An 11,689-nucleotide genomic window follows, 5' to 3' on the forward strand; every position below is an offset into this window, starting at 1 on the left:
CGTAAGCACAGGGAATATGAATGCGGCTTGTTCTGCGAATTGCCGGCACCTGGCTGATCGGCCTGGCGCTGGTGCTGCTTGTGGTCGACGGCACCAAGTCGCTTGGCGCCAATGCGCTGGTCTATACCAGCCTGGCAAAGCTGTGGACGCAGGTGCACCCGCCAAGCCTGTTGGCGGTCGAGGCCTTCTTCGAGAGCCGGTTCTTCGCCGACCTGCTCGATGCGGCGCTCAAGGCCGTGCTGGAATACCCCGCCTTTGCCGTATTCGGGGTGGCAGGAATCGTGCTGGCCCTGGCGGGACGAAAGCCGCGCCGCGAGCGTTACCTGCGCGCGGACCAGATTTAGCCCCGGCTGTAACTTCGACGGGGCGTGCAGCGAATAAAGCGGTGAAAGGAAGATACGACATGTTCTTCAAATCCAAGCCCACCACCATTCCCGATGCCAGCCAGGCCCTGCCGGGCCGCGACATGGCCATGCCGATTGCCACCGAGCATTTCGTCAACGGCCAGTCCCTCAAGGGGCCCTACCCCGAGGGCGCCCAGACCATCTATTTCGGTCTGGGTTGCTTCTGGGGCGCCGAGCGTCTGTTCTGGCAGTTGCCGGGCGTCATCGTCACGGCGGTCGGTTACCAGGGCGGTTCGACGCCCAATCCGAGCTACGAGGAAGTCTGCTCCGGCCGGACGGGCCATACCGAGGCGGTCAAGGTGGTCTACGACCCCAGCAAGATCAGCCTCGAGGCTCTGCTCAAGACGTTCTGGGAAGAGCATGACCCCACGCAGGGCATGCGCCAGGGCAACGATGTGGGCACCCAGTATCGCTCGGCCATCTACACCACCACGCCGGAGCAGGCCGAGGCGGTCGGCAAGAGCCGGGATGCCTACCAGCAGGCGTTGAGCCAGCAGGGATTGGGCCGGATCACCACCGAGATCGCGCAGGCGGGCGAGTTCTTCTACGCCGAGACCTATCACCAGCAGTATCTGGCGAAGAATCCGCGCGGCTATTGCGGGTTGCAGGGGACCGGCGTCAGTTGCCCGATCGGGCTGGGCGTCGCGGCCGAATAGGTCGATCCTGAACTTGAAATAACGCATGATGCGCGCCGGTCCGGGAACGGGCCGGCGTTATTTTTGCCGAGGATCGCGTCCATGACCACACTTCACCCCGCCATCATGACGAGACCCGGCTTCGAGGCCTTCATCCTGACGCTGCCCAGGGCGACGCTGGTGCGTCAGTGGCGCGACGATTCGGTGGCCAAGATCGGCGGGAAGATCTTCGCGCTGCTCGATCGCGACCCGGGCGAAGTCTGGCTCAAGGTTTCCGACATGGCCTATGAGCTGTTGACCGAACTGGATGGCATCCGGCCGGCGCCCTATTTCGCGCGTGCCGGATGGGTCGCCATATCTGCCGCCAGCCCGCTCCGCGGCGATGAGGTGGAGGCCTATATTGCCGAGGCGCACCGGCTCGTGGCCAGCAAGCTGAGCCGCAAGGTGCGCGCCGAGCTGGGCCTTGCCTAGTCGGGCAGCACCGCGAATACCTGCAATGTCGCGCCGGGGAGGCTGACATCCGACAGCCAGTCGGGAAGTTTGCCCGCGGTGTAAAGGTTGGCGAAGCTGTCTTCGGCGCGGCTGGGCAGCCCCCTGACCTCGGCCATTGCCGGGCAGAGGACGACCAGGCCAATGCCGCGATCGTGCAGGATGGAACGGGCCGTGGCGATCGGGTCGTTGAAGAAGCGGTAGGCGTCGCGGACGCCGTGCTGGTTGCGGTGGTAGGGGGCGGCCACCACCTCGTGCGGCGTATAAAGCAGCAGATGGGCGCCCAGGTCGATGGGCGTCATGATGCGCTCCGGCGGCAAGGCACGGAGGTCGGCGAAAGCCTCCGGGAGCAGGCAGGGCTCCTTGCCCGCGCGCGCCTCGGCCATCTGCTGCGGGCGGCCGGGCACGCCGTTGACCACCGAGGTGATCAGGAGGGAGAGGACGATGCCGGCAAAAGCCAACCAACTGGCGACCAGCCCGGCAATGGTGCCCAGGCGCGGGCTGGCAAGGTAGCGCTGGCGCGCCACGACGATGAGCCAGGCGGCCGCCGGCATGGCTGGCATGACCGCCAGGCGGGCGCCGCGAATCTGCGCCAGCATGACCAACGCCGTGCAGACCAGGAAGACCAGGAGGGCCGCCCATTGCGGCCTTTGCTGCGGCATGCGCCAGAGCCTGACGACGACAATGGCCGTGGCCAGCAGCGCGGGCAGGCCGACCGATATTGCATAGGCGGGCAGTTCGGTGATGGTGATGAACCAGGGTCGCGCCTCCACGATGCTGGCGATCCAGTTGGCCTGCAGCCAGGGGTCAAGTTCGCCATAGGGGCCGCCCAGGCATTGCGGATAGGCCAGCGCCACGCCGGCCATACCCGCGGCGCCGAGACCGGCGAGAACCAGGAGCCGCTGCCAGGCGGTCCGCAAGGGCAGAAGGCTGGCCAGGGTGAAGGTGACCGCGACCACCGTGGCCACCGCGACATAGACCGGGGAGAGCACGTCGCAGGCCGCCTCCAGCCAACGTACCGGTGGGCGGAAGATGGCCAGGTGCACCATGGCACCGCCCAGAAAGGACAGGCCGAACCATCGCATGCTGCGCGCATGGATAGGGTCGGCGGTGAAGGCGAGGCCCATGACCAGGATGGCCGCGGCGATCGTGGGCAGGGATTCGGTGGCGATGGCCAGGGCCGTCGCCGCAAGGAGCCCGCAGGCAATCGCAAAGCGCGGACGGGCGATGGCTTCGACGCCGGTCCAGACCACCGCCAACGTCAGCAGGATGACGACGTTGTGGTGATCGACGCGACCGGGGGTGAATTCGGCGACGATGGCCGGGCTGAGCAGGGGCAATACCAAAGCCGGGAGGACACCCTCAGGACCGACGAGCCGATGTGCCAGGATGGCGGAGAGCCAGAGCAGCAGGCCCAGGAGGAGCAGCGGCCAGACATAACCCGCGGCGACAAGCGCCTGGTCGGGGCCGATCACCGCTCCGAACAGTCCCAGCAGCAGCGCCAGCGGCAGGTCGATCAGGCGGGACCAGTGCAGCTCGGCGCCGAAAGGCGTGTTGAGACGATGGGCCGTCAGATCGTACCAGGACTGCCCGGCCAGGAAGTCGCGGACCATGACCATGCGCATGGCGTCGTCGGTATCGGCGAAGAACGGCATGCCTGCACGCCCGATCAGGCTGCGCAGCACCAGAATCGCCGCGGCCGCCGCGAAGACGAGCAGCACGAGACGGCGGTCGGGGCCGAGCCGGGTGGAAGGCTGGTCGGTCAACAAAATATCCTGCGCTGGGACGGCGTTCAGCATGGACCGGGCGCGGTTAAGATGGGGTGGAGGCGGCGGCGAGGGCGAGGCAAATAAGCAATTGCCATCCTCACACAGCCAATATAACAAGAATGTCCTTGTTTATTTGCGAGTTCATGATGTCCGATACTGTCGAGGGCCGGTGGGCCGAGATTTTCACGCCGCGCTATGCCACGGTCACGCTGATCCTCTGCTTGGGCGTGGCGCTGCTGGCATTCAATGCGTTTCTGGCTTCGATCTCGCTGCCGACGGCGGTGCAGGAAATGGGCGGTGTAGCGCTGATCTCCTGGGCGCTGACGCTGTTCCTGGTGTTTGCCATCGTGGGCGGATCGGGCGCGGCTTTGCTCAAGCAGAGGCTGGGCGCGCGCACGGCACTGCTGGTTTCGGCGGGTGTGTTCCTGGCCGGCACGGTTGTGGCCGCGACCGCGAGCTCGATGGAAATGGTGCTGGTCGGGCGAGCCCTGCAGGGACTGGGCGAGGGTGTGGTCTCGGCCATCTGCTTTGCGCTGATTCCGGAACTGTTTCCGTCGCGCCTTGTGCCCAAGGTGTTCGGATTGCAGGCCATGATCTGGGCCATCGCCGCCTTTGGCGGGCCGGCCGCCGCGGGTCTGTTGACCGAGCTGGTTTCCTGGCGTGCCGCCTTCCTGGTCAATGTGCCGCTGGTGCTGCTGTTTGCCGCCATGGTGGCCGTCAAGGTGCCGGCGCATTCGCCGGAGGATCGCAAGGTCGTTAGCTTTCCCGGGCTGCGCCTCCTGGTGATCGGCGCCGCCATCATGCTGGTGGCGCTGGCCGGGCTGGCCGCCCCTCTGCCCGCAGCGGGCCTGCTGGTCGCCGCGGCCGTGCTGCTGGTTGGCGCCGTCTGGCTTGATGGCCGCAGCCGCGATCGACTGATGCCGCCGGATGCATTCCGGCCCATCTCGGTGGTGGGTACCGGGCTCTGGATGGTGCTGCTGATCAACGTCGCGGGGGCAGGATCGGCGGTGTACCTGGTGCTGGTGGTGCAGGAAATGTGGGGCTATGGCCCCACCGTGGCGGGCGCCATCGCCGCGGTGCTCGCGGTGGCCTGGAGCTTCTCCGCCATCACGGTCGCCAATGTGCGCAGCAAGGAGACCCGCAAGACGCTGATCCGGCTGGGGCCGGCCATGATCGGCACGGGCCTGCTGCTGGTGCTGATCGGGCTGCAATTGGACCAGGTAGCCATCGTGGTGGTCGGACAGCTGACGATCGGGGGCGGTTTCGGCATTTCAAACGGGTATCTCAACCTCACCATGATGGAAGCAGCCAGCGATGCCGAGCGCGACCGTACCTCGGCGCTGATGCCGACGACCCAATCGGCCGGCAACGCGATCGGCGCGGCACTGGCGGGGGTCGCGGCCAATTCGGCCGGCATGGCTACGGCGGTTGGCATGGCCGAAATGAAGCTGGCAATCATCCCGGTCTACATGCTCGGCGTGGCGATGGCGGCCCTGGCCCTTGCCGCAGCCTGGCGCATGGTAGGGATGGTGCGGCCGCAGGATGCCAGTTCGAGCTTTGCGGCGGGGTGAGCTTCACCTCTCCCTTTGGAGGAGAGGTGAAAGAAAAAGGGCGGTGGATCAACCACCGCCCAGTCTGTCAGGGAGAAAACGGATGCGGCGCGTCAGCCGCGGGGTTGGGGAACAATGCGAAGGTAGGGCTTGGGTTCCTTCCAGCCATTGGGGAACTTCTCCTTGGCAGCCTCAGCCGAGACGGAGCTGGCGATGATGACATCCTCGCCGTTCTTCCAGTTGACCGGGGTAGCAACCGAGTGCTTGGCGGTGAGCTGCAGGCTGTCGATGACGCGCAGAATCTCATCGAAATTGCGGCCCGTCGAAGCCGGGTATTCGATCTTGAGCTTCACCTTCTTGTCCGGACCGATGACGAAGACCGAGCGAACGGTCAGCGAATTGTCGGCATTGGGATGGATCATCTCGTAAAGGGTCGCGACCTTGCGGTCGGTATCGGCCAGCAGCGGGAAATTGAGGGCAGCACCCTGGGTTTCCTCGATATCCTTGGCCCAGCCACCATGGTCCTCGAGCTTGTCCACGGACAGACCCAGCACCTTGACATCGCGCTTGTCGAATTCGGGCTTCAGCTTGGCGGTATAGCCGAGCTCGGTGGTGCAGACAGGGGTGAAATTCTTGGGGTGGCTGAACAGCACGGCCCAGTGACCATCGATATAGTCATGGAAATGGATCGGACCCTCGGTGCTGTCGACGGTGAAATCGGGGGCGGTATCGCCAATCAGAATTGCCATTTTTGCCTGTTCCTTGTCGGGCCTGTCAGGCCCTATCGTCTGGCTAAGAATATCGCCCTCCCCGCCGCCAAAGGCAGCCGCGGAGAGCGAAATGCTTTTATGTTCTGGCCGGTTAATGCGCCATGGCTTTCCACGTGGGCGCGGCAGCGCAGCAAAGCAGCAATCGGCCGTTAGGGCGTCGCCGTCGGTGCGCCATTGGTCCAGGTGACCTGCTCGCCGGCCAGGGGAATGACCGAGAGGCTCATCTTGCCCGAGCCCTGCTGAATCTCGCGGGCATGGGCGAGGTAGAGGAGCGAATTGTTGGCCGCGTCATAGACCCGGGTGACGCGCAGCGACTTCCAGATCAGCGAGCGGCCTTCCTTGAAGATCTCCTCGCCGCCCGGGCGGGTGGAAATATCGCCGATCATGATGGGGCCGGTGACTGAACAATCGAGCGCGGAATAGGATGGATCCTCGAACCAGTTGCCCTGGCTGATGCGATCGATGAAGGAGCGGTTGAAATAAGCGAGGTGGCAGACCACGCCATCGACCTCTGGATCGGCCACGGCGTCGATGGAGATGTCGTTACCGGTCCAGTCCACCCCCACATTGCCTACTTCGCGGCTGTCGCCGCAGGCGGCGAGCGTGACGGCGGCGACGGCAGCCATGGCGAGGGTGGCGAGACGGTTCATGCGGGTGTCCTCCGGTTCGGGAATAGATGGGATGTTTGGCAGCGGGCGCAATGGCCAAGGGCAAAAAGCGATCCAAACTCGGTCGTCACCCTCGGGCTCGACCCGAGGGGGCTATACTTGCCAATGCCGGAAGTGCAGAGCCCTCGGGTCAAGCCCGAGGGTGACGCGCGGTGCGTGAGGAACGGTCGAGAAATCACCGCGCATTGTCGCGCAGGTAACGCTCGAGCAGGCGGACCAGCAGGGACAGCGATATCGTCATGGTGAGGTAGAGGAAGGCCACCACGTTATAGGTCTCGAAGAATAGGAACGTGCCCGAGGAATAGACCTTGCCCAGCTGGGTAATGTCCTGGACGCCCAGGGCCGAGACGAGCGCGGAATCCTTGATCATCGAGACGAAATCGTTGGCCAGCGGCGGCAGGATGGTGCGCAGGGCCTGGGGGAAGGTGACGAGGCGAAAGCACTTCCAACGCGAAAGGCCCAGCGAGCGAGCGGCCTCGAGCTGACCCCGGTCGACCGATTCTATCCCCGCGCGGAAAATCTCGGCGATAAAGGCAGAGTAGCAGATGGTGAGCGCGACGATGGCACGCCACACCAGATCGAACTGTCGCACGGTGATGGTGGTATCGAAGGGCTGCAGCAGCCAATTGACCGCCCCGACCATGGCAGGAGCGCCGACGAAGGCGACATAGAATAGGAAGACCAGCACCGGAATGCCGCGGATGATCTCGACGTAGAAGGTCGCGACTTCCCGGAGAATGCGATTGCCCGATGTGCGCGCCAGGGCGACCAGCAGGCCGATCAAGGTTGCAGCGCAGAAGGCGACCAGCGTGACCCAGATGGTGGTGAGGACGCCGCCGCTGAGGGCGCGGAAGATCTGGCTGTAGCCAGTGTCGTTGGTGATGGCCCAGAGGCCCAGGACAAAGAGCAGCCCGATAGCGAGCAGCCACCAGGGGGTGCGGGAGAAGATGGAGGGCTGGCGGGGACGGTAGGTCATTGTTGGGTTTGTGGTACCCGCAAAGTTGCAGTCGTCTCCCTCCCCCTTGTGGGGAGGGATCAAGGGTGGGGTGTCCACGCATCAGGCTTGAGGAGACGGATTTAGCTTCGCTAAGTGCTATCTCGCTTCCTTCCCACCAGGGGAGGGTGGAGCCGGTGATTGGGAGGGTGTCGACTGGCAGGGCCGCTTCTACTGCGCGGCGTTGTACTCGTAGAACCACTTCTGCTGCAGCTTCTCCATGGTGCCGTCGGCCTTGATCTGGGCCAGCGCGGCATTGACCGGTGCGACCAGATCGGAACCCGGGGTGAAGATGAAGCCGAAATCCTCGGTGCCGAGCGGTTCGCCGATGACTTTGAACGCCCCCGGATTGGCGCCGATATAGCCATCAGCCGAGGTCTGGTCCATCAGGACCGTGTCGACGTCGCCGGCCTGGAGGGCAGCGACCGAGGTGCCGAAGGTATCGAACAGCTTGATGCGCGGATTGGCTTCATCGCCATCGAGCACATTGTAAACAGCGACGTAGAAATTGGTGGTGCCGGCCTGGGCGCCCACCAGGAAGCTGGCATCGGCGGCGAAAGTCGCCGCGTCGGTGAAGCGGGTTTCGTCGGCGCGGACCAGCATGAGCTGCTGGCTGGTCAGGTAACTGTCGGAGAAATCGACCTGGCTCCTGCGTTCGTCATTGATGGTGATGCCGTCCATGCCGACCTCGAACTGGCCGTCGCGCACCGCCTGGATCATCACGTCCCAGCTCGAGAGCTGCCAATCGACCTTGGCATTGAGGCGCTTGGCGATCTCGTTGAAGAGATCGTATTCGAGCCCGATGCCCTCCCCGGTTGCCGGATCGGCGAAATTGAGCGGCACATAGGCGTTTTCCGTGACGGCAACGATGGTGCGGCCCGCCAGATCGGGCAGGGCATCCTGGGCCTGGGTGGCGCCAAGGCCGAGGCTGGAAACCGCCGCGGCAACGGCAAGCGACTTGATGAACGAAGGCATGAGGCGGCAATCTCCCGGTGCTTGGTTTGCCGGGAGACTAGACCAAGCCATCAAGACTTGGGAATGGGCTTTATGCCTCGTCGAGCGTCTCGGCCTTGGCGGCGCGTTCCTTGAGCGACTTGATGCAGTTCTTGGCGCTGGAGCGGGACTTGTAGGTCTCGGACCGCACCATGGGCTCGCCATTGGCGGCGACGAAACGGACGAAGGTCTGTCCGTCCTTGCTGGCGACCAGCTCGAAGCGATAACCCTTGCCCTCCTCGCCCTTGGTGAGATCGACCACGGCGGCGCCAGGCGCGTTTTTCTTGATGGACTCGATGCAGTTGGTGGCGCTGGCTTTGGACTTGTAGTTCTCGGACCAGACCATGGTTTCGGCATTGTAGACGAACTTGGCGACGAACTCGCCGTTCTTGGCGGCGCTGATCTTGAAGCGATGTGGCATGACGCAGAAGCCCTCCTCAGGAGCGGCCGCGGAAGGCCGCTTTGCGAGAAACAGCTTAGCTTTGTGACGACAGAAGAAAAGCCCCGATCAGATGGCGGCCTTGTGGCCATCGATATGGCCCAGGTTGCGATCGGGATCGATGCGATCGCGCACCATCTGCTTGAGCTGCTTGACGTCAGGAAAGCCACCATCCCGCTTACGCTCCCAGATCAGGTCACCATCGAGCCAGATCTCGAATATGCCACCGGTACCGGGACGGAGGATAACTTCGCCCATTTCGAAGCTGAAGGTGGAGAGCACTTCCTGCGCCATCCAGGCCGAGCGCAGCAGCCAGTTGCACTGGGTGCAATAGGTGATGGTGAGGCTCGGCTTGGTCTCGGCCACCGATCAGGCCTTCTTGCGCTTCTTGCTGACGTCGGCCGGATCGACCAGGCTGGCGAGAATCTGGTCGACCAGATCGAGATCCTGCCGCTTGCCAGCGGCCTGCTGCTGCAGGTCGACCAGGTAGGAGGTGGTGTAATAGAGCCGGCGGGCCAGCATGGTGGCAATATGGAGCGAGAATTCCGGTCGGCTGTCGAGGAAGGTCAGCGCATCGGGGATCTCGTAGGCGGTGACGGCGGAGAGCGCCTTGACCGTGGCCGAATGGGGCATGTCGAGCAGCACGGCCATTTCGCCGAAGATCGAACCCGGTTCATCGACATGGGTGACCTGGGTACGTTCGCGGATGACTTCCACCTGGCCCTCGACCAGCACCAGGAGCTTTCCCATCCGCTCGCCCTCGGGCAGCATGACGGCGCCCGCCTTGAAGGTCACCTGCTTGAGACCCTGGCAATAATCAAGAATGTCGGCCATGTGCACCTCCGCCTGCGGGGAGACTGTATAACCACATGGCCGATCAATGCAAAGCCGCCCGGATGATCCGGGCGGCGCGCTGGATCAGTTGATCCAGATCACGGTGCGGCTGTTGGCATCGACCAGGGCCGGGCGGTCGTTGAGGTAGACATAACCATAGTGCGAATCCGGGATGGTCGAGATTTCGGTGCCATCGGGGAGCACATAGCCCACCACCACATCGCCCTGCGCCTCGAACGAGGTCACCGGATTGGCGACGGCATAGTCGGCGGCGGTCTGGGGCACCAGGTAGCCCGGCGAATAGACCAGGGTGCGGGTCTGCAGGTCGACGATCCAGACGCGGTCATTGGCATAGATATAGCCGTGGGCCGGGTCGGTCTGGATGGGGTAGATGTTGACGTCGGCGGGGACGACGAAGCCGACCTCGGCATTGCCCTGGATATAGATGGGCTCGACCGGGTTGGCGACGACATAGTCGACGCTCGCGGTTTCGATGCCCGCCTCGGCGCCGATGGTGGCGCCGGCAAAGCCGCCGATCACGGCGCCGATGGGGCCACCGAGCAGGCCACCGACAACGGCGCCGGTGGTGGCGCCGCCGGTGGCGCCGATGACGGCACCAGCTTCGGTATTGCCCGATTCAACGCCCACGACCTTGTCCTGGGCAAAGGCCGGGACTGCAGCGGCGAGCGAAAGCGCGGCCACGGAGGCCAGGAGAATCTTCTTCATTTTTGTTGTCCTTTCACGAAGTGGCCGAAACCACTCTTTGCGGTGCGCGCGCCCCGGAAGAAGCGACGCGCCAGTTCCGCCCCGTGCGCTGACAACGGCAGTCTGGATGGTTCGTTCCGGATGGGGACAAGTGCCGCCCGCCGGTGTGGCCGATGGGCTACAGCAGCGCCTGGCGAGCGCTAGAGCGCCGCCGTGATGTCCCGCGCCAGATCGGCCGGCTGGGTATCGGGGCTGAAGCGGGCGACGACCTGCCCGTCGCGACCGACGAGGAACTTGGCGAAGTTCCATTCGACGTCGCCCGGCTCGGCTTGCTTGAGCCAGCCATAGAGCGGGCTTTCGCCCGGACCGTTGACCTCAAGCTTGCCGAAAAGAGGAAAGCTCACGCCGAAGTTGACCTCGCAGAATTGGGCGATCTCGTCGGCCGCGCCGGGCTCCTGGGCGCCGAACTGGTTGCAGGGAAAGCCCAGGACGACCAGGCCCCGGTCCCCATATTGGCGCCACAGCGCCTCGAGCCCCTGATATTGCGGGGTGTGGCCGCACTGGCTGGCGGTGTTGACCACCAGCACGACTTTGCCGGCATAGGCCGAGAGCGGCTGGGGCGTGCCATCGAGGCGCGGCAGGGTGAAATCGGCAAGACTGGTCATGGACACTGGACTAGTTGGTGAGCGGACGCAGATCGGATTCGGCGACGATGCGCAGGTGGCTCTCGGCCTTGGCCTGGACGCGATATTGCACGGTATGGCCCTCATAGGGCAGCAGGGCCATGATCTCGCACTGTCCCGCCTTGCGCGTGCTGCTGCCGCGATTGGGCAGCAGGTCGAGGGTCTGGCCGATCTTGTATTTATGCATTGGGCTGGCTCCGTTCCGCTGAGGACTAGGAAATCCGGCCCTGGCACGCCCGTTATACACCAAACACGGCCCGGCGGGGATTAATCAGCCGCCGGTATAGACCGAAAGCGAATTGCGGTAGATGTCGACGCAGATATAGGGATAGCCGCGCACGATCTTGCGGGCGAGGCCCGGCTCGATATTGCCATTGTCGAACATAGCAGGAATGCGCTCGCGGGCCGAGACCGTGTCGAAAGTGTTGTCGCCATAGTCATCGGCATCGGGCGTGCCGTAGCGATGGAAGTTGGCGCGGTCCTGCCGCAGGATCGAGCCGGCATCGGTCAGCGGAAAGCCGTCGGAGGCATATTTGTCATTGTCGGAAATCTGCGCGCAATAGCCGTCGATGGGCTGCGCCTGGGCGAAGGCGGGCTGCACGGTGGCCAAGCCAGCAAGGCCAAGAGCGGCGACGAGGCCGACGGACGACAGGATGATGCGCATCTGATGATTTCTCCCCCGGCCCAGCGGCCAGCTCCAGATTTAATCGAGATCGGCACCGGCGGGAAGCGGGCAGGTTAGCGAAAGGTAAAAGG

Annotated in this window: 16 protein-coding genes; 4 read left to right on the top strand and 12 right to left on the bottom strand. The window is 64.2% G+C overall.

Going from position 1 to position 11,689, the window contains the following annotated elements:
• The first annotated feature begins 20 nt into the window (after positions 1-20).
• The 3 genes from JI749_RS01220 (at position 21) to JI749_RS01230 (ending at position 1,510) form a co-directional block, all read left to right on the top strand.
• The gene (locus JI749_RS01220) at positions 21-344 is read left to right on the top strand and encodes a hypothetical protein (protein ID WP_201657618.1); all 324 of its coding nucleotides are present in this window, start codon (positions 21-23) and stop codon (positions 342-344) included.
• A 59-nt stretch (positions 345-403) separates the two neighbouring features.
• Positions 404-1,060, top strand: coding sequence for a peptide-methionine (S)-S-oxide reductase MsrA (msrA, locus tag JI749_RS01225; RefSeq protein WP_201657621.1), 657 nt, complete (start codon positions 404-406; stop codon positions 1,058-1,060).
• An 81-nt stretch (positions 1,061-1,141) separates the two neighbouring features.
• Positions 1,142-1,510, top strand: a complete 369-nt coding sequence (locus JI749_RS01230; protein ID WP_233280824.1) for an MmcQ/YjbR family DNA-binding protein — start codon at positions 1,142-1,144, stop codon at positions 1,508-1,510.
• Here the strand turns inward: JI749_RS01230 and JI749_RS01235 are convergent.
• Positions 1,507-3,294 carry a hypothetical protein gene (locus JI749_RS01235; protein ID WP_201657624.1) on the bottom strand — a complete coding sequence of 596 codons (1,788 nt, stop codon included), beginning with the start codon at positions 3,292-3,294 and terminating at the stop codon, positions 1,507-1,509. The genes JI749_RS01230 and JI749_RS01235 overlap by 4 nt on opposite strands.
• 149 nt (positions 3,295-3,443) lie before the next feature.
• On the opposite strand from JI749_RS01235, the gene JI749_RS01240 reads away from it, so the two are divergent.
• Positions 3,444-4,868 (top strand): MFS transporter, encoded by a 1,425-nt coding sequence (locus tag JI749_RS01240; protein WP_233280825.1) that lies wholly within the window; start codon positions 3,444-3,446, stop codon positions 4,866-4,868.
• A gap of 92 nt (positions 4,869-4,960) precedes the next feature.
• On the opposite strand, the gene JI749_RS01245 is transcribed toward JI749_RS01240, so the two are convergent.
• The 11 genes from JI749_RS01245 to JI749_RS01295 form a co-directional block, all read right to left on the bottom strand.
• The gene (locus JI749_RS01245) at positions 4,961-5,596 is read right to left on the bottom strand and encodes a peroxiredoxin (protein ID WP_201657630.1); all 636 of its coding nucleotides are present in this window, start codon (positions 5,594-5,596) and stop codon (positions 4,961-4,963) included.
• Positions 5,597-5,766: 170 nt separating this feature from the next.
• Positions 5,767-6,267 (bottom strand): CreA family protein, encoded by a 501-nt coding sequence (locus JI749_RS01250; RefSeq protein WP_201657633.1) that lies wholly within the window; start codon positions 6,265-6,267, stop codon positions 5,767-5,769.
• Positions 6,268-6,460: 193 nt separating this feature from the next.
• Positions 6,461-7,261, bottom strand: a complete 801-nt coding sequence (locus JI749_RS01255; protein WP_201657636.1) for an amino acid ABC transporter permease — start codon at positions 7,259-7,261, stop codon at positions 6,461-6,463.
• Positions 7,262-7,450: 189 nt separating this feature from the next.
• On the bottom strand, positions 7,451-8,254 hold the full coding sequence (locus tag JI749_RS01260; protein WP_201657639.1) for a transporter substrate-binding domain-containing protein: 804 nt from the start codon (positions 8,252-8,254) through the stop codon (positions 7,451-7,453).
• 70 nt (positions 8,255-8,324) lie between these two features.
• On the bottom strand, positions 8,325-8,693 hold the full coding sequence (locus JI749_RS17615; protein WP_201657642.1) for a YegP family protein: 369 nt from the start codon (positions 8,691-8,693) through the stop codon (positions 8,325-8,327).
• An 87-nt stretch (positions 8,694-8,780) separates the two neighbouring features.
• Positions 8,781-9,077: a SelT/SelW/SelH family protein gene (locus JI749_RS01270; RefSeq protein WP_201657646.1), complete on the bottom strand. Its 297-nt coding sequence runs from the start codon at positions 9,075-9,077 to the stop codon at positions 8,781-8,783.
• A gap of 3 nt (positions 9,078-9,080) precedes the next feature.
• Positions 9,081-9,545 (bottom strand): Crp/Fnr family transcriptional regulator, encoded by a 465-nt coding sequence (locus JI749_RS01275; RefSeq protein ID WP_201657649.1) that lies wholly within the window; start codon positions 9,543-9,545, stop codon positions 9,081-9,083.
• 84 nt (positions 9,546-9,629) lie between these two features.
• Positions 9,630-10,271, bottom strand: coding sequence for a DUF1236 domain-containing protein (locus JI749_RS01280; protein ID WP_201657652.1), 642 nt, complete (start codon positions 10,269-10,271; stop codon positions 9,630-9,632).
• 179 nt (positions 10,272-10,450) lie between these two features.
• Positions 10,451-10,915, bottom strand: coding sequence for a glutathione peroxidase (locus JI749_RS01285; protein ID WP_201657655.1), 465 nt, complete (start codon positions 10,913-10,915; stop codon positions 10,451-10,453).
• Between the two features lie 10 nt (positions 10,916-10,925).
• The gene (locus JI749_RS01290) at positions 10,926-11,120 is read right to left on the bottom strand and encodes a hypothetical protein (RefSeq protein WP_201657658.1); all 195 of its coding nucleotides are present in this window, start codon (positions 11,118-11,120) and stop codon (positions 10,926-10,928) included.
• Between the two features lie 84 nt (positions 11,121-11,204).
• Positions 11,205-11,597 carry a hypothetical protein gene (locus JI749_RS01295; protein ID WP_201657661.1) on the bottom strand — a complete coding sequence of 131 codons (393 nt, stop codon included), beginning with the start codon at positions 11,595-11,597 and terminating at the stop codon, positions 11,205-11,207.
• Positions 11,598-11,689: the final 92 nt, after the last annotated feature.

Origin of the sequence: Devosia oryziradicis, assembly GCF_016698645.1 — a bacterium.
In the GTDB taxonomy this organism is placed as follows: domain Bacteria; phylum Pseudomonadota; class Alphaproteobacteria; order Rhizobiales; family Devosiaceae; genus Devosia; species Devosia oryziradicis.